Here is a 23,862-nt window from a genome sequence, read left to right on the forward strand (position 1 = left end):
CTCCTCAGAACACATGGACCAGGCGCAACAGGGCCTGGCTGCCATGGAAAGCATTGTCGGTGGCGACGTTGCGCGAGAGACCGAACATCAGGCTGTTGCGCCGGTCCAGCCAGTGGCCTAGCTCGAAGCCGAGTTGGGTGTAGCGCTGGTGGGTGTCGTCGAGGGTATGGCCCTGCAGCTTCAGTTCGCCGCCATCGGCGTGCACCAGCTTGAGGGCGCCGTAGGTGCTCTGGCTGAAGTCGTAGGAGGCGAAGGCCTGCAGGCGATAGAGCGGTTTCTGTTCCAGGTCGCTGCCGAAGTAGTCGTCGTTCTTCGCGTAGAACTGCGCTTCCAGGTTGGCTTCCAGCACCCAGTCGCGGCCGATGCCCTGGGTGTAGTTGTAGACGAAGGTGGCGCCCCAGCGGTTGGCGCCGGGCGAGACATCGGGGTTCTTCGCGTGGTACTCGCCCAGCGGCAGGGTGATCAGGGTCAGCAGGCCGCTGTAGCGGCGCTGTTCCGGGTCGTTGACGAAAAATAGGGTGCCGCCGACCTGGGGATCGCCGAAACCGGTCTCGCCGGTATGCCCGACGCTGCCGGGCAGGCGCGCATCGATGTCGACGAAGGGAATGATGAACTGCGGCGTGCAGAGAGTGCCGCAGATGTCGCTGAAGAACACCTGGCGGTAGGCCACCGCGTTGGTCTTCAGTTCGGCCATGCCGTTGCGATCGGCCGGCCCGTGGAACTCATGGGCGCGGGTCGCCGGCAGGTAGAGCACGCCGAGCGTGGTGCCTGCTGGGGCGCCGAAGAAGTCGCGGGCGTTGAGGTCGGCGGCGCCGGCCTCGGCGCCCAGCAGGAGCTGGATGCCGAGCAGCGTGAGGGCGCTGGCGGTCGGTGCGGCCATCGAGGCGGTGCGGTGGGTCATGTGTCGGTCTCCCCGGTCGTTGTGTGCCCGGCGTTCGTCGCGCCGGTGGTGGTTGCGCCTTTTCGCAGGCGAAAGGGCGCCCATGCCGCCCTTGGCGGGGCGGTCGAAGCGGTGATGGCAGGGGTGGAGGGCTGTCAGCCAGGCGGGAACTGGTGCAGCAGGTGGGCGATGCTCGCCTTGTCGTTGACGCCGAGCTTGGAATAGATGGTGCGTATGTGATGGCGCACGGTGTTCGGCGCCAGGCCGAGGTCGCGGGCGATCTGCTTGTAGGTCTTGCCTTCGCTGAACAGCAGGGCGACGTCGCCTTCGCGATTGCTCAACTGTTCGATCGCGCTCGGTTGCCGCGCGGTGAGCAGGTAGAGGTCGCCGACCTGCCGCGAGTCGATCACCAGGCGCGCATCGCGATAGCCCTGCGGGCTGGTTTCCTCCGGCAGCTGCGGACCGGTCCAGCCCGGCCAGGCGCCGAGCAGCAGGTCGACGAAGCCGCGTTCGGCGCAATGCAGCACGCCGTAGCGGTCGCATACCGCCATGGCCAGAGCCTGGCGTTCGAGGGATTCGCGCAGGGCCACCAGGGTACGGATCTGGTTGGCCGAGACGGCCGCGGCCAGGTGCGCCGAGAGTTGCCCGAGGAGCAGCTTCTCCTGGTCCGCGAAGGGCGGGCCGCCAGGCGTGCGATAGAGGGCGACATGGTCGCTGAGGCGGGTGATCGGATCGACGTGGATCACGCAGAGCAGCTCACCGATGTCGTGACGCGCGCCAAGCCAGCGCAGCCCGGCGGTGGCCTGCATGTCGACGGCCACGGCGGTGCCCGGGCGGGCGTGTACCAGGCCGACGGTGATGTCGTCGTGGCTGATCGATTTCCAGTCCTCGACATAGTGCTCTTCGAGGTTGAACAGGTGTGCGCTGTGCTCCACCGGCACGCCGTCGATCAGCGCCGCGCGGCCCCACCAGGCACGCTGGAACGGCACCAGTTGCTGCAGACGTTCCAGCGCGGTGCGATGGAAACGCTCCAGGGTCTTGTCGCGCGCCAGCCGGTTGATGTCCAGCACGGCGGCGCCGAACGCCGCGAGCAAGGCTGCGGATGACGAATGCGGGTCAGTGCTCCCTTTCATTCTCTCCCCCGTCCCACTTTTATAGTTCTTGGAATCGGCGTCCCGCCGCCTGGGCGGTCGCTGGGTGACGTACGCAGTATCCGGCCATCCGCCGCCGCGCTGCCATCCTGCAAATGCGGGATAGGACAGGCGGAACGGGACCTGGCGGGCGCCTTGCAAGATATTTGCCCATTCGCCGTTTTCGGCGATCAACTGCGTTGAGCGGAAGCGCGTGGCTGGGTATAATGTCGCGCTTCCATTTTTCCCGTCTGGGAGCGCCCGCCATGCTGCGAATCAGTCAAGAAGCCCTGACTTTCGACGACGTCCTTCTGATCCCCGGTTATTCCGAAGTCCTGCCCAAGGACGTGAGTTTGAAAACTCGCCTGACCCGCGGCATCGAACTGAACATCCCGCTGGTATCCGCCGCGATGGATACCGTGACCGAAGCCCGCCTGGCCATCGCCATGGCCCAGGAAGGCGGCATCGGCATCATCCACAAGAACATGGGCATCGAGCAGCAGGCCGCGGAAGTCCGCAAGGTCAAGAAGCACGAAACGGCCATCGTCCGCGACCCGGTCACCGTGACCCCCTCGACCAAGATCATCGAACTGCTGCAGATGGCCCGCGAGTACGGCTTCTCCGGTTTCCCGGTGGTGGAGCAGGGCGAGCTGGTCGGTATCGTCACCGGTCGCGACCTGCGGGTGAAGCCGAACGCCGGCGATACCGTCGCCGCGATCATGACCCCGAAGGACAAGCTGGTCACCGCCCGCGAAGGCACCCCGCTGGAAGAGATGAAGGCCAAGCTCTACGAGAACCGCATCGAGAAGATGCTGGTAGTCGACGAGAACTTCTACCTGCGTGGCCTGGTGACCTTCCGTGACATCGAGAAGGCCAAGACCTACCCGCTGGCGTCCAAGGACGAGCAGGGCCGCCTGCGCGTCGGTGCCGCCGTCGGCACCGGCGCCGATACCGGCGAGCGCGTCGCCGCGCTGGTCGCCGCCGGGGTCGACGTGGTGGTGGTGGACACCGCTCACGGCCACTCCAAGGGCGTGATCGAGCGCGTGCGCTGGGTCAAGCAGACCTTCCCGGACGTCCAGGTGATCGGCGGCAACATCGCCACCGCCGAGGCCGCCAAGGCCCTCGCCGAGGCTGGCGCCGACGCGGTCAAGGTCGGCATCGGCCCGGGCTCGATCTGCACCACCCGCATCGTCGCCGGTGTCGGCGTGCCGCAGATCTCCGCCATCGCCAACGTCGCCGCCGCCCTCGAGGGCACCGGCGTACCGCTGATCGCCGACGGCGGCATCCGCTTCTCCGGCGACCTGGCCAAGGCCATGGTCGCCGGCGCCTACTGCGTGATGATGGGCTCGATGTTCGCCGGTACCGAGGAAGCGCCGGGCGAGATCGAGCTGTTCCAGGGCCGTTCCTACAAGTCCTACCGCGGCATGGGTTCGCTGGGCGCCATGTCCGGCTCCCAGGGCTCGTCCGACCGCTACTTCCAGGACGCCTCCGCCGGCGCCGAGAAGCTGGTGCCGGAAGGCATCGAGGGTCGCGTGCCGTACAAGGGCGCCCTGTCCGCCATCGTCCACCAACTGATGGGCGGCCTGCGCGCCGCCATGGGCTACACCGGCAGCGCCGACATCCAGCAGATGCGCACGCAGCCGCAGTTCGTCCGGATCACCGGCGCGGGCATGGCCGAGTCCCATGTCCACGACGTCCAGATCACCAAGGAAGCCCCCAACTACCGGGTTGGTTGAGGCTGATTGAAATGAGTGCTGCACGGGGCTGTTCGATTCAGCCCCGTGTCGTTTTCGAATTCCGTAGCGAGAGATGGCCATGTCCCAAGACATTCACGCCCACCGTATCCTGATCCTCGATTTCGGCTCCCAGTACACCCAACTGATCGCCCGCCGCGTGCGCGAGATCGGCGTGTATTGCGAAATCCATCCCTTCGACATGAGCAACGAGGCGATCATCGCCTTCGCGCCGCGCGGCATCATCCTCGCCGGCGGTCCCGAGTCGGTGCACGAAGCCGACAGCCCGCGCGCGCCGCAGGCGGTGTTCGACCTGAAGGTGCCGCTGTTCGGCATCTGCTACGGCATGCAGACCATGGCCGAGCAGATGGGCGGCAAGGTGCAGGGCTCCGACCTGCGCGAGTTCGGCTACGCCCGCGTCGACGTGGTTGGCAAGGCGCGCCTGCTGGACGGCATCGAGGACCACGTGGACGACGACGGCGTGCTCGGCCTCGACGTGTGGATGAGCCACGGCGACAAGGTCACCGAGATGCCGGCCGGCTTCCACATCCTGGCCAGCACCCCGAGCTGCCCGATCGCCGCCATGGCCGACGATGCCCGCGCCTACTACGGCGTGCAATTCCACCCGGAAGTCACCCACACCAAGCAGGGCCTGCGCATTCTCTCGCGCTTCGTCCTCGACATCTGTGGTTGCGCCGCGCTGTGGACCCCCTCGAACATCGTCGACGACGCCATCGCCACCGTGCGCGCCCAGGTCGGTTCCTCCAAGGTCCTGCTCGGCCTCTCCGGCGGCGTGGACTCCTCGGTGGTCGCCGCGCTGCTGCACAAGGCCATCGGCGACCAACTGACCTGCGTGTTCGTCGACAACGGCCTGCTGCGCCTGCACGAAGGCGACCAGGTGATGGCCATGTTCGCCGAGAACATGGGCGTGAAGGTGATCCGCGCCAACGCCGAGGACAAGTTCCTCGGCCGCCTGGCCGGCGTCGCCGATCCGGAAGAGAAGCGCAAGATCATCGGCCGCACCTTCATCGAAGTCTTCGACGAAGAAGCCACCAAGCTGCAGGACGTGAAGTTCCTCGCCCAGGGCACCATCTACCCCGACGTGATCGAGTCGGCCGGCGCCAAGACCGGCAAGGCCCACGTGATCAAGTCGCACCACAACGTCGGCGGCCTGCCGGAGGACATGCAGTTCGAACTGGTCGAGCCGCTGCGCGAACTGTTCAAGGACGAAGTGCGCAAGATCGGCCTGGAGCTGGGCCTGCCCTACGACATGGTCTACCGCCACCCGTTCCCCGGCCCGGGCCTGGGCGTGCGCATCCTCGGCGAGGTGAAGAAGGAGTACGCCGACCTGCTGCGCCAGGCCGACCACATCTTCATCGAGGAACTGCGCGCCTTCGACTGGTACCACAAGACCAGCCAGGCGTTCGTGGTGTTCCAGCCGGTGAAATCGGTCGGCGTGGTCGGCGACGGCCGTCGCTACGCCTGGGTCGTCGCCCTGCGCGCGGTGGAGACCATCGACTTCATGACTGCACGCTGGGCGCACCTGCCCTATGAACTGCTGGAGAAGGTCTCGAACCGCATCATCAACGAGATCGCCGGTATCTCCCGGGTCACCTACGACGTGTCGAGCAAGCCGCCGGCGACTATCGAGTGGGAGTGAGTTGACGTCCTTCGGGGACTATCGCCAGCTATCGAAAAACTGCCGTAACGTGTTGATTTTCAAGTGGATACGTCGCGGCAGCTATCGGTGACTATCGCCGGCCAGCAGAACGGGTTGGCGGTGAAAGTGGCGGTAAGAACCGGACGCCGGATTAAGACCCTCCCGTTCACTATTCGGACCAAAGCCGTCTTTGACGGTAAAAGTCTCCTCGGGAAAGCTTGTTTCATGCGGCTTTCCGAGCATCAGCAGGTCTCCTGGCCCCTGACGGTAAAAGCCGTCACGAACAGGAGGAAAAACCTCGATGCTTACCGACACCGCACTGCGCAACCTCAAGCCTAAGTCCAAGATTTATAAGGCTTCTGACCGCGATGGGATGTACGTGACGGTATCGCCTACCGGTACCGTCACCTTCCGCTACGATTACCGTCTCAACGGGCGCCGCGAGACGCTGACCATTGGCCGCTACGGTCCGGCGGGCATTTCGTTGGCATTGGCTCGCGAAAAGCTGATCGACGCCAAGAAGGCCGTCGCCCAGGGCAAGTCCCCCGCGCTGGAGAAGCAGCGCGAGAAGCGCCGGCTGACTGCCGCGAAGACCTTCGGCGACGTGACCGCGAAGTGGCTGGAAGGTGCCCGGATGGCCGATAGCACCAAGGCGATGCGCAAGCACATCGTCGATCGGGACATCCTGCCGGTCTTCCAGAACCGACAACTTAACGAAATCACTGCCGATGACCTGCGCGCCCTTTGCAGCAAGGTGAAGGCACGTGGTGCGCCCGCCACTGCGGTACATATCCGCGACATCGTGAAGCAGGTTTATGCCTTCGCCATCCTGCATGGCGAGAAGGTGGACAATCCCGCCGACGGCGTCGGCGCGGCGTCGATCGCGACCTTCGTGCCGAAGGATCGGGCGTTATCGCCGCTGGAAATCCGGTTGATGGCACGGCAGATGGAATCGGTAGCCACCTATCCGACCATCCGGCTGGCACTACGCATGATCTTGCTGACGCTAGTGCGCAAGAGCGAACTGATCCAAGCCACCTGGGATGAGGTCGATTTCGAGAGCGCGACCTGGACGATACCGAAGCAGCGGATGAAGGGACGCAATCCGCACGTGGTCTATTTGTCGCGCCAGGCACTAGATATCTTTGTGGCGTTGCATACCTGCGCGGCTGGCTCCAAGTTCGTGTTGCCGTCCCGCTACGACGCCGACCGTTGTATGTCGAACGCGACCTTGAATCGGGTCACGCAGATTGTTGCGGAGCGTGCGAAGGCGGCTGGTCTGCCGCTGGAGTCGTTCACCGTCCACGACCTGCGCCGTACCGGCTCGACACTGCTCAACGAAATCGGTTTCAACCGCGATTGGATCGAGAAGTGCCTGGCACATGAGGAGGGGCGTTCCTCGCGTTCGATCTACAACAAGGCCGAGTATGCCGAGCAGCGACGCCACATGTTGCAGGAGTGGGCCAACATGGTCGATGCCTGGATCGAGGGCCAGACCTACGTGCCGAAGCTGATGCCAGAAAACGTCGTCGTTCCTACGTTGAGCGCAACGGTCTGAAAGATCGGCAAGGTTGTCACTTGACAACCTTGCCGATCATCCTCATACTGGAGATCACTGATGACCCGTTCCTCTCATCCGAAGAAAGAGGTCGAGGAAGCTCTCAGGCACGCCGAAGGGCAGGGCTGGCGCGTCGAAGTCGGCGGGAGCCACGCCTGGGGGCGGATTTACTGTCCGTACAAGGACGAGGAATGCCGCTGCGGCGAGTTCTGTATCACGTCGATATGGAGTACGCCGAAGAGCCCTGGCAACCACGCCCGCGCATTGCGGCGTGTCGTGGACAACTGCACCACGCATCGCAAGCAGCGCGAGGCTGATGACGATGCCAAGGAGTAGCACGATGGAATACACCTTCACCTTGAAGTACCAGCTTGCCGACGACGACCGCGACCCAGACGCGCTGGTCGAGCGCCTGGGCGAGGTCGGCTGCGACGATGCCTTGGTCGGCATCGGTCAGCCAGGTCGCCTGGCGCTGGAGTTCACCCGCGAGGCGACCGACGCGGAGGCTGCCGTGCGCAGTGCGTTGGTGGACGTGCGCAGCGCCGTACCGTCGGCCAAGCTGATCGAAGTCGCACCGGATCTGGTCGGGCTGACCGACGTGGCCGATATCGTGGGTGTTTCCCGGCAGAACATGCGCAAGCTCATGCTGGCGCATCCGGGCAGCTTTCCTGCGCCGGTGCACGAGGGCAGTGCGTCGATTTGGCACCTGGCCGACGTACTGACCTGGTTACAGGCCAAGGGCAGCTATTCGCTGGCCAAGGACGTGCTGGATGTGGCGAGGGTAGCCCTGCAGGTCAACGTGGCGAAGGAGGGCCAGCGGTTGTCGCGATCGGCGTCCAAGGAACTGCAGGCTCTGGTCGGATGAGGCACATTGCCGGAATCATCCTTCGCTCGAACCCGCCCGAACAGGGCGGGTTTTTCGTAGGTGGACATCTGGTTTCGAGCTGCTGCCGCGTGGGGCTTGTTTGCGTTCTTCGATCCAGGCTTCCACTTCGGCCAGGTCCCATACGACGCAACGAGGCGTCAGATTGAAGCGACGCGGGAATTCGCCGCGGCGCTCCATTTCATAGATTGTCGTTTCAGCCAGAGGAACGATCTGCCGCAGCTCCTGACGGCGGATGGTCCGGCGAAAGGGCAAAACGCCGGACTTCGGAAACTGTGGGAGTTCCCCATAGGCGGCCGAGCCGGGCAGCGGAGCGGCTACGGGGCTCGCGGATTCTTGGGCTCCGCCCATTTTGGGTAACGGGGTATTCTCCATATCGCACTCCATGAGTGTTGATGCCGCAAACCATGAAGCAATGGTGGCTTTCATTGGCTATCGGCGAAACTCGTTGGGGCGAAGCGGGGCGTATTAATGAATAGATAACTACAGGAAGAGCAGGGACATGGCAACGGTGATGGTTTCTCCAATCCATTTTGAGGATTACAGCGGCATCCAGTTCGAGCGTCTTGTCTTTGCATATCACGTGCGTGCAGGTTGGCGTGACCTAATCTGGCGTGGACAATCCGGGGGCGACCAAGGACGAGACATCACGGGCGTTGAACCTTTTGATGACCAGCCGGCCCGCAAGACCATCATCCAATGCGCGAACAGGGACACACTGACCTTGGCGAAAGCCAAAGGCGACATGACCAAGGCGGTCAAGGTCGCAGGCGGGATGCCCGATGCCTTCAAATTCGTTTCTCGTGGCGCTGTTTCGGACACCAGCCGAGGCAGGATCGAGCAGGCTGCTGCGTCCCTTGGTGTGGCCCATGTGACGATCTGGTCGGCCGTGGAGTTCGAGGAGAACCTGCGGCTTCGCGCGGAGTACCTGCTGCACCGTTTCGTTCAGGGCATCGAGTTTCCTGATGCCGAGACGGACATCCGCAAATTCGTTGACGACTTCCCCAATCTCTCGGATGACGATGCGCTACAACTGATGGCAGCCGTATTCGATCGGCCGGCTTTTCGCACGCCATTTCAACAGGAAAGCTCCCTGCCTGCTTTTCAGCAGGCGATTGAGGACACCATCGGCGCATTGAACACTGGAGTATGGCGGACTCGGGAAGGGGACGAGATCAGGCGCATTCCGTCGATTCACCATCTTCGAGATCAACGCATCCGGACTGTGTTGGAAAAAGTCGTTCGTCAGGTCGACGAGCTGCGACGTGTCTTTGTGACCCGTCTTAAGGAAGGAGAGATCAGGCACTGCGAGTGTGGACAGCCGGATTGCCCTACATACATGCTCACGCATCGAGTTGCCGATGAACTGGACCAAGCCAGAGAGAAAACCCTGGCGACATTTCGATCGGTGTACCTGTCCTTCAATGTGAGTCTTCGATAGGCGGCCCCGTAATGGCATTGTCAGAGGATCAGATTCAATACCTCAACCGTCAGCCACCAGGCGAGGCTGTGGCGCGTGCGTTGTCCGAACTATTAGTCAATGACCCAGACTTGCTCGGCATCGACGCTAACGAGCGATCCATCACCTTTCGCTTCGCGATGTATCTACAGCAGTGTTTCGCCGGTTGGACCGTGGATTGCGAATACAATCGAGATGGCATTGAGCCGAAGAGGCTTGGACATCTGGAGCTGTACCCGGACAGCGAAGATGACGAGGCGAAGACGGTATTCCCAGACGTGATAGTTCATCGACGCCAAACGAAAGAGAACTATTTGGTCTTGGAGTTCAAAAAATCTACGAGCCGCGTTGATCGACAGATCGACCTTCGAAAGCTTCGAGGATATAAGCGGCAACTAGGCTACGAGCACGCCCTGTTTGTGGAGGTCGGGACTGCGGGAGAAGCGATCATCACGGCACTTGAGTGGGCCTGAGTGCGGAAGAGAAAGAACCCATGACACCTATTGCACCGTTCAGCTCGCAGCACCTCGAAGCCGCTTGTCTCGTCCTTGCTGATACCGAGCGCGGTTTGAGCGGAACTCAGATCGAGCGATTGCTGCAGGAGATAGATGTTGCGGACACGTCGCCAGGCATGACGAAATGGAAGCGACTGTTCAATGCGCTGGCTGGTGCGCAGAATCGGCATCAGCTCGGCAATCATCTCATCATGTTCATCAACCGAGCGATGAACCCGGTGAACTATGCCCGTGATGCCGCGGCGTTTGCATGGCGACGAGACGAACTAAACGTTGTCCTGGCCTTCTCCGGCTTCTACGTTCGTGAAGATGGCAAGGTAGCGCATGCCGATAAGGCAACAACGCTTGATGCCGCGCGCGCTCGTGCGGGAAGACTCAAGGCCGCGCTGGAAAGTCGCATGGTGCATGCGGAAGTGCTGAACTACTGCCGCGCGGAGTTGCTAGACGAGAATTACTTCCATGCGGTGTTCGAGGCAACGAAGGGCGTTGCACAGCGGATTCGCCAGCTGTCAGGTCTGAACGGCGATGGCGCTGAGCTGGTGAACAAGGCATTCGCAGGCCAGCAGCCCATCCTGGCCTTGGGGCCGCTCACCACGGAGTCCGAGAAGAGCGAGCAGAAAGGCTTTGCCAACTTGTTGATCGGTCTGTTCGGGGCCGTGCGCAATCCGCTTGCCCATGCACCCAAGACGAACTGGCCTATGTCCGAACAAGACGCACTGGACATCTTGACCCTGGTATCGCTAATTCATCGCAAGCTGGATGGTGCCGTGAAAGCAGTTGGTATCTCGCCATAAGTTAAAGGCAAGAAGGGATTCAAGTATCGTCGTCGCGTCCACGAATCCAGTCGTGATCGGGGATGATCAGTGAGCCAACAAGGCCACTTGTCCTCTGTGCTAGGCCCTGTTCGTGCTGCGAGATCGAAAGCGCAAGCATTTGGATGGCCGACCTGGCAACACGCAAAGCGCGCAATACTTCCTGAGTGAACGGTTCCCTTCGGTGATGTTCGATTTCAGGCGCCTGTCTGCTTTGCGTTGGGTCGCCAATGTCATGAAGTACCACGAATCGATGCGTGCCGGCGTTGCGAAGGTCTTTTTGAGAACGCAAGATGCCCACGCTGCTGTCATAGTCCTCGGCAAGCTCCACAAGGCCATAGAGAGCGCTGACGCCCCCGCGAATTGCCTTCTCCACCTTCTCGGCAAGTGGGGACACGCCAGTGGTCTTGTCAGGCTTTCCTCGCCACAATTTTCCGAAGTAAACCTTGTCTGGCGATTGCCCAAGCTCAAAGTAATGGTTCGCTGTTACGGCGATCTTGTCGAGCAGATCGAGAGCCGTGCGGTGTGCCAAGATAAGTGCAGACGCATCCGGGCCATAGGTGGCGTAGTCAAGAGTGTCCCCAAATCGCCCCGTCGTTGGCCACACGTCTTCGTCCATAGCCCGCCATAGCAAGTCACGCGCGAGGATGAAGTCGCTCTTCAGCACGTTGAACATGGCGAAGACGGGCGGTGGTGTCCCGCCGGCACCTGATTCTCGCTCCAGAATCCCGGGAAGCATGAGCCAGTCCAGCTTGCCCATGGTGGGGTCGACGAGTTCCACGGCTGGCGCAAGCGTTAGGCGCTCACGCTCGACCCAACTGATGAATGGATCTTGATGTTGTGATCGCGGTGGTGGATCTCCCAATTCGCTTGCGAACGCAGCGATCTGTTCTGCGGCCTGTTCGCCAGCATATTGGATGACTCGATCCCGATGCCGATCCGCAATCTTGGCCAACATGATCGCCTCGGTGCGTGTAAGTTCTGAGCAGCCGCCGCGCGCATAAAGCCATAGGAGATTGCGGGCCGCGGAACTTGCAGCAACCCCGTTTTCTGGATCGATTTCTAGCGCTGCAAGCCAACCATCTTGAGCTTCGCCAAGCCGATAGCTGCTGCTGAACTGATTGGCAAGATTTGTCCAAGCCTGAGTTCGCAGCGCAAAATCGGCATCCGTGTTCTGCGCGACCTTCCAGAAGCATCTTCGCGCTTCTGCGCGAAGCTCTTTAGACGATTCCAGATGGTCCAACCAACTGTCGTTACGAGGTGGGAAGCCTATCGCGGCGACCAGGCCGTTTGCTAGGTTGTAGGTGAGATCAGCAGTTGGAAATAGGGCGTGGAGTTCACGAAACAGCGTGATTCCTTCTTCAATCGCATCCTGTTGTTGAGTCAATGCGCCGCCATCTACCAGGATGGCGGCGCGCAGCCCCATCATATTGAATCGCTCATTAGTAGCGAGATCGAGATTGATCTCCCTGGCCTGTTTCACCGCCTCGGCTGGGTTGCTGTTCAGTAAGGTGTTCAGTCGAGCGGACTGCTCGTAGAACCTATCCAACATTGAGGACATAGTGGGACCCTATCAACGGCAGTAGACACCGCGCATGCTTGCCTGACGGAGCCGCGAACTGTCGCTCGTAAGGCTTGTTGTTGGACCTTGTGTATTCAAGTCAGGAGGTTCAAGTTTGTGATGTACGCACGAGATGGTTCTTGAGTAAGAACCAGCACATGTTGAGTGCAAAGGAGCGGCCAAGCCGAGTCATCTGATCTTCGGGGATTCCCACCGGGCGGTGAGCGCCTGGGCTGAGAAAACCGAAAACACCAGCCAAGCCTTTTTCCTCCTCTGTCGTGATCTCACCGCTAATGCGCAGGAACGCAAGCACCTCGCCCCACTTCGATGGGTTGTAGGTGGCTGGAGCCTGCCCCTGCGAGGCAACGTGCGCAGCTATGTCGCCGGCCAAAGTCTCCAGCGCCACCCGGGCGTTCACAAGCGACGCGTTGTAGTCGGGCGGTGCTGCCCGAAACGCGCCAGCCGAATCGTTGATCTTGGCGATGATCTCTTGCGCACGAGGAGCTCCGGAATTCTGTAGCGCAATGATCAGATCATCCTCCAAGGGGGCCGCATCTGAAATCGACGGATCGGTTTGGATGAGCTTTCTGTCCTGGATGATGTAGCCATCCAGCAGGAGGCATTGCGCCAGATCGTGCTGGCGCTCGTCGAATCGATACTTCGGATTGACTCTGGCGCGCAGATCGCCCGAAGTCGCAACAACCTCCGCCAACACCAGCATCAGCGTGCGGTCATCGAGGGCGCGTAGCGTGTTCAGCAACCCGTACAACAGTTGCCCTTGTGAAAGTGATAGATGCTGGACACCGTACTTGCCCAAAAGCACGATTGAAGTCATCGGCTCCTGCAGCTCCAGGAATTGGGCGAACGAATAGCGAGTTCTTTGTCCGATCATGCTGCCTCTCGAAAATTGCAGATGGGCGTAACCAGCTTGGTCTTTCCCAGGTCCTCACAGCTTGGCTGAGTCGGACGCTCTAGGTTTCAATCAAACTGGCACTCATCCAAATCGGATGCCAAACAGCCCGCCATCCTCCGTTGCGTCTGTCAGCCGCGTCGGAAGTACATAGTCGTTTAGATCGAAGCCCTCGATGGTCTCCTTGAAGGCATCGTCTTCATTCATCGTAACGATGTATTGAAAACCAAGCTCCTGCGCGATCTCCGAGCCTAGGCGCAAAGCACTGATGACCTGGCGGCCGTCGACGCCATCGAATAGATGGCTGTCATGGATCAAGAACCCAGGCCCGATCTTTCGGCCGGCGCACAGTCGCATGAGCATCATGTCGAAGCAGAATATCTGCATGTTCTTGATACCCTTGCTGCGCTGCCCTTGCATCGGAAATTTGAAGATCGGACCATTCGAGGTCTCATCGACCGTCATGCTGCCGGCTGACTCATACAGTCGTTGAGATGTCTCCTCGAAGGCGACGATGGCCTCCGCGAGTCGGTCCTTCTGTTCCGTAAAGTCGCGCCGCAAGCGGATCGTGAGCCGGTTGCGCTCGATTTCCAATTCGTTCTTTGTGCCTTCGAGCTGCTCCGCAGCCTCAAAGCGTTGTCGCAGCGATTCCACTTCAGACTCCAGCCGCCCCAGTTCGCCCTGCAGCTTGAGGAACTGTTCGAGTGCGCCATGACTCTTGAGAATGCCAAGAATCTCGCCGCGCCGCTGATCGAGTTGCGCCTTCTTACTGTCTCGCAGTTCGATTCGCAGCCTCGCAGCTTCGAGTTCACTGGACAGATAGTCTTTACGATTGCGAACCACTGAGTCGTGGAAGCTTTTAACATCCTCGTAGCGACGCTTGACCAGGCCCGGTAGTACGACGCCTGCTTCCTGATAGACCGCCTGAAGATCTTCATGGTCTGGCGGAACCTCAGAGGCCAGCGCGCCTTCCAAGTCGCGAATAGCAGAGAAGTCGATGGTATTGGCGTTGGCCAGTTCGTTGAGCTGGCGGGTCAAGCTGGCGCTTTCGACTTCCAACTCCCGGTACTCCGGCAAGACCTGAAAAGATTCGACTTCCACATGAAGTTTCTTGAGACGAGCTTCCTGAATGGTTAGCTCCGTACGCAAGTCGGCGGCCTTGCCGATGATTGAACCGAAGGCACCGTTCCCAGCCGCCTTCTTCAACTCTTCGAGGGTCTTTTCCCGATCGCGCACGGCTTGCCAATCTCGGGCAATCTGCCAGTCCAGTCCGAGCAGGAACATCAGCGCCATCTGCACGTCGCCAGTTCCCTGCATCGCGGCCTGCTTTTCCGGCGTTGTGAAGGCTCCGCTTGCCTGTCGGCGTACAAAATAGGCAAACAGCGACCGGAAAGAGGGTGGCTTGCTGCCTGCGGTTTCAAGGCTGCTGAGGCCAAACATCTGTTCGCCCAGGAACGTACACCACTCGGTGGCCGAGAACTTGACCTTCCCGGCAGGCGGAGCCGTCACAAAGATTTTGGCTTTGGAGCCGCCGCTGCGCTCGACGACCGTACGCTCCGACTTCAAATCAAAATCCATGCCGAAGGTCTGTTCCACCAGCTCCGGTGTGCGAAAAATCGACTCCGGGCCAGCATCGGCGCCGAGCAGAAAATGCACTAGCTCAATGAAACTAGTTTTTCCGGCGCGATTGCGCGTTTGCTTGGTAGTTGCCCCTTCGGTCTTTTGGGCCAGCAGTACGTTCAGGCCGGGCTTCAGTTCTCCGAGATTCTTGAAGCTGGGTAGCGTGCTGAAGATGTGGTGAATCACGCTGTCCTCCTTGCCACCAGTCCACTTTCGAGTTCGATGGTTCCCAGGGCATAGAGGAGGTCGAGGGCTAGCAGAAACCAGTCATAGGTGATTCGTCGAGGCATTGCGGCCGGCCCAGCGTCATGCCTGTTCAAGTCCTCCCAAAGCGCGGAGACGGTCTTAGGGCGTGCGAGGAACGTCAGCACATGCGCGCCGACGGTCAGTAGCGCGCGATCCTGCGGTAGATGCTTGGAGGGCAGAATCATGCCGCCCCCAGTGCTTGAGCATCTTCAAAGATCTCGCACTTGTCGAATAGATATGCCATCACCGCCAAAACCGCCGCCTTGTGGGCGGGTGTAGTATTCACCGTTCCGCCAGCCCATGTTTCTAGGCGGCCGAATATTTCATCAGGATGGAGCGGTGGAACGCTGTCCCGCAGTCGCACATATTCGCGCTTGAACGCCTGCGCGATCTGTTCGCCGTAAGTAGGGTTCTTCCAATTATTGAAGAATTGTGCAACCAGCGGCGACTTCTGCATGCCGATTTTCAGGAAGTCGGCAACAGCCTGAGATAGGAGGTTCGCCTCGATCTTTCCGCGAGACACGTCCTTTACCTCACTCGTCGTGGGGGCTGGGGTGATGCTGATATGGGTAAGCACCGCGGCGAGGTCGCTGAAACCTAGATTGACGTTCGCTTCCATCGTAAGCGATGGACCAAACCACGACTCAAGGTCCTCAAGGCTCAGCTGACGGAACTTCGCCAACATCTCCTCGTACCCACAGTGTCCGATTTTGATTTTCGGGTTGTCTTGGCCGAGTTTGGCCAGGGCTTCGATGATGTGAGGACCTAAACGCCCATCAGGAGCGTTATGAACAAAGGTCCATTCATCGAAATGTTCTTCCCAATGTTCTTTGGCTCCGTCGAAGTCCTCGTTGACCTTCTTAATGGCTTCGGCTGCGGTCAGCTCATTGGGGGCATAGCTCTGGTACAGGATTCGCTCAGAAGGCAGATATCCGTCGTTCTTTCGGTCTCCAACATTGCCCCAGGGCCGGCACGCCATGAAGTCGTTGGGGTGCACCTTCGACATCAGTTTCTCGAACAGACGTTGAAACCCATCCCCCTTGGATTCCAAGAAGGCGATGCGAAAGTCCTTTTCGTAGTTGAGCTGCTGTATGCGATCCATGCCTTGGGCTCTAGCCTTAATATTTTTGGAGTTGTTCAGGCAGAAGCTCATCGCTTCTTGGTTTCGGGCTGGGCTTGGGCACGATTGATATCGAAAGGAAGTGCCTTGTCGGCTGCAATGCGCGTGAGCAGAACACGAATGGCGTCCGAGACGGATAAGCCCATGCCAGCCAACACGCTCGTGGCTTCCTCTTTGATATGCCCATCAATTCGGGCGCGCACGACATCACTGCTGTTGGCCATCAAATGCCTCAAACTTTGTTGTAGCTACATTGTGCCTCATTTGGGCCTAGGTGTCATTGGCCGTTTTGCAACATGAGTCGCCGTCGGCGGCGCGGCCGCTATTAGTCGGGGAGGGGCGTCATCACGATGCCAGCGGCAGGATGGAGAGGCTGCAAGGTTGTTGTACTTGTTGGGGCGGCCTTGCTGTTCCCTTCACAGTATCACGGCGTTCTCGCCGTCACCGGCCATAAAGCGGCCGGCCGCGCTCTCGTGCTCCGCATCGAGCCTCGCTACGCGAGTCTCGCCCCTGACGGGCTTCCATCGTTCCCTCGCTCCGCTCGGCTGACGCCTCCGGCCCGGCTTCCAGCTTCGGGCCTGCGCGCTTCGCTTGCGTGCGGTCTGCACATCGAGGGGGCCGTTGCCATATTCAGCCGTCTCCCCTGACTTCATCACCTTGTCCGCGACTGTGGCCCACGTCCGTGTGCCGTCAAGGCGCGCAGGGCCGTGTCCTCGGCTACGCCTGCGGGCCGCACCAACCCCGCGCTTTTCTCCTTGACGGCCCCCGTCCGCGCGCTCCTGACCGTCGCGGGCGATGAACTCAGGAAACACGGTGGCAACAGGGCCAACCGGGTTCCTCGTGCCAACCGCACAGAACAGCCGAAAGGCTGGGCTCCGAATCTAGAAATCCGGTGTGCGGTTTGAACAGCAAACCCTTTTCGTCAGGAGAAAGACCATGCAACTCGCTTCCCGTTTCGCTTCTCGTTCCCCGGTGCTGCGTTCCGACCATCCGCTTTCGGACAACGAGATCCGCGCCGTTGCGCCGTCCATCTTCGCGGACGCCGCGCATGAAAGCCGTTCAGAGCGGTACAGCTACATCCCCACCGCGACCGTGTTGCAAGAACTGCGCGGCGAAGGCTTCGAGCCGTTCATGGTTTGCCAGACCCGCGTGCGCGCTGACGACCGCCGCAACTACACCAAGCACATGATCCGCCTGCGCCATGCCAGTCAAATCAGCGGACGTGAAGCCAACGAAATCATTCTACTGAACTCACATGACGGCACGAGCAGCTATCAAATGTTGGCCGGAATGTTTCGGTTCGTCTGCCAGAACGGCCTCGTTTGTGGCGACACCGTGGCGGACGTGCGCGTCCCCCACAAGGGCGACGTAGCTGCCCATGTCATCGAAGGCGCTTACGAAGTCCTGCACGGCTTCGACCGGGCACAGGAATCCCGCGATGCCATGCAGGCCATCACGCTGGACCCCGGGGAATCGGAAGTGTTCGCCCGCGCTGCACTGGCGTTGAAGTACGACGACAAGCCCGCGCCCATCACGGAATCGCAAATCTTGCTGCCGCGCCGTCATGACGACAGCTACCGCGACTTGTGGAGCGTGTTCAACCGCACCCAAGAAAACCTGACCAAAGGCGGTCTGTCTGGGCGCAGTGCCAACGGACGCCGCCAGCAGACCCGGCCGGTGCAGGGCATCGACCAGAACATCCGCCTCAACCGCGCTCTGTGGCTGCTGGCTGACGGCCTGCGCCAATTGAAAGTCTGAATCCCCACGTGGCAGGGGCAGGCAGCAGCCCTTGCCGCTTCTTTCGCCGCTGCATCCTATGCAGGGATTCCGAGGTCGGCCAAGTCTCCTTTCGGAAGCGGGCGGCCCCTGCGTCCTAGGCTTGTCGTGAATCCTGGCGGGCACGGCTGCGCCTTGGGCTTCATGGCGGCAACCCTCCAGCGAAAACAATTTCCCCCTGCGCTGCGCGCATTCCTCGCGGGACAAATTCTTTTCGCTTCCTGGTGCTCCACGGTGTTGCGCTCGCTGTGCGGTGCAGCCAGCCCAGCCCCGGCCAGTTCACAACAAGGACGCGATGGGCGCGACCTTGTTCAACCTGAAAGGAGAACATCATGGCTAACATCGGCACCTTCACCGTAGTGAACGACGGCTTCACCGGCACGCTGCGCACCTTGACGCTCAACGTCAAGGTCAAGCTGGTTCCCAACGACAAGAGCGACAGCGAGAACGCCCCGACCTCCGCCTCCAGGCGGCGGGGCACGACATCGGCGCGGCGTGGAAGAAAGTCAGCGAGGCCAAGCGAGAGTACCTGTCCGCGACCCTCGACGATCCTTCGTTCCCAGCAGCGGTGTATGCCCGCTTGATCGAAGGCGAGGACGGCACGCACGACCTGATCTGGTCGCGCAGCAAACCGCAGGAGGCTTAATAGCCGCCCACCGCGCCCCGTCCACTGCGTCGAGGCGCCACCGTCACCACGACATCTTGTTGGCGTAACGCTTGAAGCTTTCCACAAAAAGCTCAAGAAAGCGGCGACTGTTTTTTGCGAAACCAGCGTTGAGCAGGGCGAGAATCGTCGCCTCTGACTGAAGCTCATGAATGAGCCCTGTGGCAGAAGACTCATGCCATCCCGCGCGTCCGACTGGCATTCTGGCGAAGAGCCCATGTGGGGTGCTGGCAACTGCTTGTTCCAAGCTCGCTTCCTCGTTTTCCTCAAGGAATGCCAGGGCCGCCAGTATTTCAAATCGCTCAAACGTCAGTTCAAAATCAGATGAAACACCAGCAAAGCTGGCTCGCCAAGCCGACATGACATCATGCAGGTGATCGCTGAGGGCAGTCTTTCGGCGATCAAAACCGTCCAACTGCTTCCAGACGTCCTGTTGTTCTCCCTTCCATGCCCATAGGAACAGCACGGATACCACTCTTCGGGGTTCATGGTATTCCCTCGGCCAGGGGGCAACTAGAAGATCATGAAGCGTGTTCCAGCGTTGCGAGCGCGTCAGTCCAATTCCATAGGCGGTGAACACCAGAACGGCGGGATAGGAGCGAAGTCCTAGCCAGACGGTGAGGCCATTTCCGATCTTTTCTGCTTGACGATAGATGCCCTTTAATATGTCAAGCATCAATGGCAGCTCGGCACCATCTCCCCATCGTCCGAGTACACCGGCCATGCGAGCGAGTGGCTCTGTCAGAGCCTCATATCGCTGTACCCTGGACCGAAACTCTTCCTGGTTCCATTGCCCATGTGGCGCGAATTGATTGTCATCGAGCCTCGTTAGCAACCGTTCTGTTTCTTGCGAAAACAGCTCGTCTAGCTGTATGCGGTATTCTGGCTTGGCGAGGTAGCGTTTAGCGCTGTTGACGAGCAGTTCAACGCTTAAGGGATTCTGGCGTTGGCTCTGTTCAAGGGTCTCTACACGTTGCTGCAATGTCTCGAAGAATTCGTCAGCACTCGAGATTGGTATTGTCTTGGCACTGCGATGTGCCACCAGTTCGCTGGCTCCGGTTCCTAGCGATCCGCGAGCGGTCCAATAGACGGAATAGCGTCGGTTCGGTGTGCGTAGAAATGCGGCACGCAAGGCATGATCCCATTCGCCTGACCAGCCGCTAATGATCAACCCATGCTCATCAAGAATTCTGTCCAGCAGCCTGTCATAGCTTTCAGGGTAGGTGCTCAGTTCCTGGTCGGTGTTCAGGATGCGCGCGTCCTTATAGTCGCCATGTAGCTTGAGAAGATAACAGCGGCTATGAGTCAGCGGCTCCGCGCCAGCAAGTGCGTCCGCAGAAGCTACGACTGTCGGCTCGACTCCTTGCTCACGCAGCGCATTCTCCATGAGCCGGTCAAAATTGGTGGTGATGATGACCCGTATGTGGCCGGAGCGAACCAGTTGCGCTATCGCGTGGTGTGCCTTCGTGGGAACCTTGCGGCCTTCCTCGCGGTCCTGCGCGTCCGGTTCTATGTAGCGATGCAGGATTGCCCTCCGTTCATCGGGTGAAGTAGCAATCTCTTCCAGCAGCACGGAATAGTTGGGCTCCTGGCCTGTCGTGTCCCGATACCACTGCGCCCAATCGGACTGTTCCTCGATGCCTTGAGCTGCTGCAACACGGCGCACCAGATCCAAAGTGATTTCCCAGCCAGTGGGGATCTCCGCAGAACGCGACAGGCCCGACCCCAGAAGAACCGCGAAGACTCCTTTGTTCTCGTAGACGGAAAAGGCAAGCTGAGTGATGGGGTCGTTTTGAAGAAGTGTCATTAATTGGAAGTCCTTTTCAATAGCTCAAGCTCCTGCCGGACCTGCGCCAGCAATCGATCGATCTCGGTTGAATTGTTGCCGGCATAGGCCAGTGTCAGCAGCGCGAGTGGATGCACTTCCATGACCTCGCACAACTCGGTCAGTTTGTGCATGGTCGGGCTTTTCTGGCCGCGCTCCAGCGAACTCATATAGGTACGGCTCGATACCTCGGAGAACGCTTCTTGGCTCAGGCCGCGCGCTTTCCTAACCGTCCGTATCGCTGTTGCCAATGAGTGTTTCGCAGCCACCTGTGGTTTCCCCTAGAAAACCAAGATGACAGCCGATTGCATCCTATAGGGCTACAATCTATAGTGTTCATTCTATGGCAAGAGTGCCCATGTTCGTGCCTTTGCGGAAACCCGCATCGGCGGATTTGGACTGAACCAGAGAGTCGCATCCGTGTCTTTCCTGACCTGCACAATTCCGCCTTCACGTTTCCGCGCGTGTACGAATTTAATGGTATGCGCATCTGCGCTTGCACATGAAAACACGAACCTGGTTTGGTGGGGCCGTGCTTCGGTGGAAAATCGTATCTGTGCAATCTCGGCTTTGCGGGTTTCTGATCATGACCCAGCCGCTGACCACGCTTGAGGAGCGCGCGCAACTGCTCGCCAACGGCGCGGCACGCGCCGCTGGCCAGACCTTTGATCCGCTACCGGTGGTGCGGCTTTTCACGCCGGATGCGTACGCGATCTGGCTGCTGGCCGCGCTCGACCCGGCCGATCGCGACACCGCGTGGGGATTGATCGGCCTCGGCATCGGGATGCCGGCGCTGGGGACGGTGAAGCTGTCCGACTTGGCCAGCATCGTCGGGCCGCCTCAGCGGTCCGTCCTGCGCGATCAGTATTTCCGCGCAGCACGGCCGCTATCGGAGTATGTACAGCTTGGGCAGCGCGATGGCTCGATTCCCGACTAATCGCAGCGCATGGTTCCGTGGCGGTGCGGCATCCAGATACAGGGCATTGCGGCGCATTGTGTCTTTCTCGGTCCGATTCAAGACGACCACGGTCTGAATCGACACTCTTGCACCAAGCGGGTGCGAGCCTGATCGAAAGAGACATGATGCGTGGTACGACTTGCGGCAGGGTGTCCGGTGCTGCGCGCCATTTTTGAGCGGTGCAGCCGCCGCACTCGGACGATCCATGCAAGGCTTCGGAGCGAATCTGCCTTGATATCGATCATCGCCGTTTGACTCTGCGCTTTCCAGATGGCGCTTTGATGTCGTAGCTCTTTCGACGCCCGTGGCGACGTTCCTTCTCAACAGGGAGGTTGCGTCATGGCTTATCGAAGCGCCGATGCCTGGTATCCGACCGCCGCGTATCTTTACGTGCTGCACCTGGACGGCCTCGCGCTGGCCTGGGAATACCTGCGCCGAAATCCCGACTACCGCCTCGACTGGCTGCGCCGTCGCCGACGACCGGACGCGGCGCAGGCTTGGGGCCTGCGCCTGCTGGAAGACCCGTCCCTGGATGCGCGCGACGCGCATCCCGCCTGGTTCCCCGATCACGATGGCGTGGTGCAGCTTTATCCCGATGCCGACCCGCCGCCCGATGCTCACGCCTTCGAGTTCTGGCGCGTCCCTGGCCGCAAGCACCTGATCCACGATGGCAAGCGCCTGGTGCTGGTGTCGCACTGGCCCGGCTGCTGCCTACGTCTGGCTCTTGCGCCGGGCCTGGAGGAAGGCATGACCTATCTCTACGCCACCCGCGCCTGCGCCACGCCCTGCGCGCGCTATCGCACGCTCGCCGCCGAGCTGGACGCTCTCGCCGCAGCCACGGTGGCCACGCCTGCAGCGGCGGCCCGTTCCCGGCCCACGCCGGCCGCGGTGCTGGAACTGCATACGCTTCAGGCGCTCGACGCGACTCTGGCGGGCGCGTCCTTGCGCGAAGTCGCCGAAGGGTTGTTCGGCGCGGATGTCGCTGCAGCCGATTGGCACAAGGACAGCGCCTTGCGCGCCCGCGTACGGCGGCTGGTGCGCCGTGGCGATGCGCTGATGCGCGGCGGCTATCGCCGCCTGGCACAGCTTCCGCTACTGCCGTTGCAGTAGGGGGACGTTTCGCGTCCCCCGCAGATCGTCCCTTAGCAAGCAGCCTCGCTTTCTTGAAAGTGCCTCTATCCGGCCGTGTGGTGTGGCCGGGCTTGATGGAGGTACATCCCATGCGACCCGCTCCCTTGAGGCCTGCCGCCGCTGCTGTCGCTGCGCCCGCGCAGCCCCAACGCTACCTGACTAACGACGAAGCCGCCGACTACCTGCGCTTGTCGCCGCGCACGCTGGAGAAACAGCGCGTGATCGGCGGCGGCCCGAAGTTCCGCAAGTTCGGCCGTCGCGTCATGTACGCGGTGTCCGACCTCGATGCCTGGGCCGATCAGCGCAGCTACGAGGCGACTTCCGACCCGGAATATGCCGAACGCCACGCGGGTGACTACCGTGATGGTCGCTGATCGCTGGCGCGTGGGTGGCCGTCGCCATGTCCAGCCCGCCAGGGCAAGCCTTGCAGCGCGAACAGCTCGACCTGTTCCGCGCGCTGCCGGGCGACATGGCTCCCCGCGACAGCCAGGATTTGATGGCCTTTCCGTTCTTCTCGCTGGCGAAGTCGCGGCGCACAGCGCCGATCGACTTCCGCGCCGGCGGCATCACCATCCGCGTGGAGGGTACGCAGGAGCACGGCATCGCAACGATATGGGATGCCGACCTGCTGATTTGGGCCGCCTCGCAGATCGTGGAGGCACGCGACGCGGGCATCTGCCCGTCGCGCTGGATACGCGCCACGCCCTACGAGATCCTGCGCTTCATCGGGCGCGGCACGTCCCTCAACGACTACCTGCGCCTGAAAGCCGCGCTCGACCGGCTGCAATCGACCACGGTGGCCACGTCCATCCGCGAAACCACGGGAAGGCGATTGCATCGCTTCTCGTGGATCAACGAGTGGAAGGAACTGGCCGATGCCAGCGGCGTGCCGCTGGGCATCGAACTGATCCTGCCGGACTGGTTCTATGCGGGCGTGCTCGATGCCGCCCTGGTGCTGACCATCGACCCAGCCTATTTCCGCTTGAAGGGCGGCATCGAACGCTGGCTGTACCGCCTGGTGCGCAAGCACGGCGGCAAGCAGCCGGGCGGCTGGCAATTCGACTTCCGGCACCTGCATCGCAAGTCGGGCAGCGCTGCGCGCTTCTCCGACTTCGCCTACGACCTGCGCGCCCTGGTGGCGCGGCAGTCGTTGCCCGGCTACGTCCTGGGCATCGAGCGGATGCCGGACGACGGAATGGAGCTGCTGACGTTCCGGCCCGTGCTGCACACGGCACGGGGATAACTCGGGGAAAAGGTGTGGACGGCCTCGTGCTATCAGGAGTACCGGGTATCGTGCTATCGGGAGTACGCCTATCGTGCTATCAGGAGTACGAAAACGCCGGAAAGCCAATAACGGCGCGGGTTTGTGGCCCCTCTAACTTCCCTAACAAGAAATACATAACTTCTAGTAGAAGCGCGCC

General features: G+C 60.9%; 24 protein-coding genes and 1 pseudogene. 14 read left to right on the top strand and 11 right to left on the bottom strand.

What is annotated here, in order from left to right; genetic code table 11:
- Positions 1-4: 4 nt before the first annotated feature.
- Together VQ067_RS06110 and VQ067_RS06115 are read right to left on the bottom strand one after the other, a co-directional pair.
- Entirely contained in the window at positions 5-901 is an 897-nt protein-coding gene (locus tag VQ067_RS06110) for a transporter (RefSeq protein ID WP_003129806.1), read from the bottom strand.
- 134 nt (positions 902-1,035) lie between these two features.
- A complete protein-coding gene (locus tag VQ067_RS06115) occupies positions 1,036-2,013 on the bottom strand; it encodes a helix-turn-helix transcriptional regulator (protein ID WP_003119304.1) in 978 nt (325 codons plus the stop codon).
- 263 nt (positions 2,014-2,276) lie between these two features.
- Between VQ067_RS06115 and guaB the strand changes: the two genes are divergently transcribed.
- The 5 genes from guaB to VQ067_RS06140 all read left to right on the top strand — a co-directional run bounded on the left by guaB (position 2,277) and on the right by VQ067_RS06140 (position 7,826).
- Positions 2,277-3,746 (top strand): IMP dehydrogenase, encoded by a 1,470-nt coding sequence (gene guaB, locus VQ067_RS06120; RefSeq protein ID WP_003092702.1) that lies wholly within the window; start codon positions 2,277-2,279, stop codon positions 3,744-3,746.
- 79 nt (positions 3,747-3,825) lie between these two features.
- Positions 3,826-5,403, top strand: a complete 1,578-nt coding sequence (gene guaA / locus VQ067_RS06125; protein WP_003105901.1) for a glutamine-hydrolyzing GMP synthase — start codon at positions 3,826-3,828, stop codon at positions 5,401-5,403.
- A gap of 301 nt (positions 5,404-5,704) precedes the next feature.
- A complete protein-coding gene (locus tag VQ067_RS06130) occupies positions 5,705-6,961 on the top strand; it encodes a tyrosine-type recombinase/integrase (protein ID WP_042852612.1) in 1,257 nt (418 codons plus the stop codon).
- Between the two features lie 60 nt (positions 6,962-7,021).
- Complete coding sequence (locus tag VQ067_RS06135) at positions 7,022-7,297, top strand: hypothetical protein (RefSeq protein WP_042852613.1); 276 nt, start codon at positions 7,022-7,024, stop codon at positions 7,295-7,297.
- A 4-nt stretch (positions 7,298-7,301) separates the two neighbouring features.
- Positions 7,302-7,826 (top strand): helix-turn-helix transcriptional regulator, encoded by a 525-nt coding sequence (locus VQ067_RS06140; protein WP_042852614.1) that lies wholly within the window; start codon positions 7,302-7,304, stop codon positions 7,824-7,826.
- Positions 7,827-7,841: 15 nt separating this feature from the next.
- On the opposite strand, the gene VQ067_RS06145 is transcribed toward VQ067_RS06140, so the two are convergent.
- Positions 7,842-8,273 carry a helix-turn-helix transcriptional regulator gene (locus VQ067_RS06145; protein ID WP_311057490.1) on the bottom strand — a complete coding sequence of 144 codons (432 nt, stop codon included), beginning with the start codon at positions 8,271-8,273 and terminating at the stop codon, positions 7,842-7,844.
- A 73-nt stretch (positions 8,274-8,346) separates the two neighbouring features.
- Between VQ067_RS06145 and VQ067_RS06150 the strand changes: the two genes are divergently transcribed.
- The 3 genes from VQ067_RS06150 to VQ067_RS06160 are packed head-to-tail and all read left to right on the top strand — an operon-like array spanning position 8,347 to position 10,612.
- A complete protein-coding gene (locus VQ067_RS06150; RefSeq protein WP_042852615.1) occupies positions 8,347-9,285 on the top strand; it encodes a hypothetical protein in 939 nt (312 codons plus the stop codon).
- An 11-nt stretch (positions 9,286-9,296) separates the two neighbouring features.
- Positions 9,297-9,776, top strand: a complete 480-nt coding sequence (locus VQ067_RS06155) for a hypothetical protein (RefSeq protein WP_042852616.1) — start codon at positions 9,297-9,299, stop codon at positions 9,774-9,776.
- 20 nt (positions 9,777-9,796) lie between these two features.
- Positions 9,797-10,612 carry a TIGR02391 family protein gene (locus VQ067_RS06160; RefSeq protein ID WP_042852617.1) on the top strand — a complete coding sequence of 272 codons (816 nt, stop codon included), beginning with the start codon at positions 9,797-9,799 and terminating at the stop codon, positions 10,610-10,612.
- A gap of 19 nt (positions 10,613-10,631) precedes the next feature.
- Here VQ067_RS06160 and VQ067_RS06165 read toward each other — a convergent pair whose 3' ends face one another.
- From VQ067_RS06165 to VQ067_RS06190, 6 genes are all read right to left on the bottom strand, one after another.
- Complete coding sequence (locus tag VQ067_RS06165; protein ID WP_042852618.1) at positions 10,632-12,191, bottom strand: LA2681 family HEPN domain-containing protein; 1,560 nt, start codon at positions 12,189-12,191, stop codon at positions 10,632-10,634.
- 109 nt (positions 12,192-12,300) lie between these two features.
- Entirely contained in the window at positions 12,301-13,083 is a 783-nt protein-coding gene (locus tag VQ067_RS06170; RefSeq protein ID WP_197668861.1) for a hypothetical protein, read from the bottom strand.
- Positions 13,084-13,185: 102 nt separating this feature from the next.
- A complete protein-coding gene (locus VQ067_RS06175; protein WP_042852619.1) occupies positions 13,186-14,907 on the bottom strand; it encodes an ABC-three component system protein in 1,722 nt (573 codons plus the stop codon).
- Positions 14,904-15,152 (bottom strand): ABC-three component system middle component 6, encoded by a 249-nt coding sequence (locus VQ067_RS06180; RefSeq protein WP_042852620.1) that lies wholly within the window; start codon positions 15,150-15,152, stop codon positions 14,904-14,906. The genes VQ067_RS06175 and VQ067_RS06180 overlap by 4 nt, the downstream gene beginning before the upstream one ends.
- Entirely contained in the window at positions 15,149-16,069 is a 921-nt protein-coding gene (locus tag VQ067_RS06185) for an ABC-three component system protein (RefSeq protein ID WP_042852646.1), read from the bottom strand. The genes VQ067_RS06180 and VQ067_RS06185 overlap by 4 nt, the downstream gene beginning before the upstream one ends.
- Before the next feature lie 47 nt (positions 16,070-16,116).
- Positions 16,117-16,311, bottom strand: a complete 195-nt coding sequence (locus tag VQ067_RS06190; RefSeq protein WP_042852621.1) for a type II toxin-antitoxin system RelB/DinJ family antitoxin — start codon at positions 16,309-16,311, stop codon at positions 16,117-16,119.
- A gap of 712 nt (positions 16,312-17,023) precedes the next feature.
- Here VQ067_RS06190 and VQ067_RS06195 point away from each other — a divergent pair.
- Positions 17,024-17,845 (top strand): DUF932 domain-containing protein, encoded by an 822-nt coding sequence (locus VQ067_RS06195; RefSeq protein WP_042852623.1) that lies wholly within the window; start codon positions 17,024-17,026, stop codon positions 17,843-17,845.
- Positions 17,846-18,195: 350 nt separating this feature from the next.
- A pseudogene (locus tag VQ067_RS06200) lies at positions 18,196-18,509 on the top strand (DUF736 domain-containing protein).
- Between the two features lie 43 nt (positions 18,510-18,552).
- Here the strand turns inward: VQ067_RS06200 and VQ067_RS06205 are convergent.
- Entirely contained in the window at positions 18,553-20,334 is a 1,782-nt protein-coding gene (locus VQ067_RS06205; RefSeq protein ID WP_042852625.1) for an SIR2 family protein, read from the bottom strand.
- Positions 20,334-20,621 (bottom strand): helix-turn-helix domain-containing protein, encoded by a 288-nt coding sequence (locus VQ067_RS06210; protein WP_042852626.1) that lies wholly within the window; start codon positions 20,619-20,621, stop codon positions 20,334-20,336. Before VQ067_RS06210 ends, VQ067_RS06205 begins: the two co-directional genes overlap by 1 nt.
- A 317-nt stretch (positions 20,622-20,938) precedes the next feature.
- Here VQ067_RS06210 and VQ067_RS06215 point away from each other — a divergent pair, with 317 nt between their 5' ends.
- The 4 genes from VQ067_RS06215 to VQ067_RS06230 all read left to right on the top strand — a co-directional run bounded on the left by VQ067_RS06215 (position 20,939) and on the right by VQ067_RS06230 (position 23,684).
- Positions 20,939-21,289: a DUF2958 domain-containing protein gene (locus tag VQ067_RS06215; protein ID WP_042852648.1), complete on the top strand. Its 351-nt coding sequence runs from the start codon at positions 20,939-20,941 to the stop codon at positions 21,287-21,289.
- A 360-nt stretch (positions 21,290-21,649) separates the two neighbouring features.
- A complete protein-coding gene (locus VQ067_RS06220) occupies positions 21,650-22,420 on the top strand; it encodes a DUF2285 domain-containing protein (RefSeq protein WP_042852627.1) in 771 nt (256 codons plus the stop codon).
- A 125-nt stretch (positions 22,421-22,545) separates the two neighbouring features.
- Positions 22,546-22,815 carry a helix-turn-helix transcriptional regulator gene (locus tag VQ067_RS06225; protein ID WP_425375620.1) on the top strand — a complete coding sequence of 90 codons (270 nt, stop codon included), beginning with the start codon at positions 22,546-22,548 and terminating at the stop codon, positions 22,813-22,815.
- A 26-nt stretch (positions 22,816-22,841) separates the two neighbouring features.
- Complete coding sequence (locus VQ067_RS06230) at positions 22,842-23,684, top strand: replication initiator protein A (RefSeq protein ID WP_042852649.1); 843 nt, start codon at positions 22,842-22,844, stop codon at positions 23,682-23,684.
- Positions 23,685-23,862 lie beyond the last annotated feature (178 nt).

The organism is Pseudomonas sp. KBN12P06040 (assembly GCF_037574965.1).
Taxonomy (GTDB): Bacteria; Pseudomonadota; Gammaproteobacteria; order Pseudomonadales; family Pseudomonadaceae; genus Pseudomonas; species Pseudomonas aeruginosa.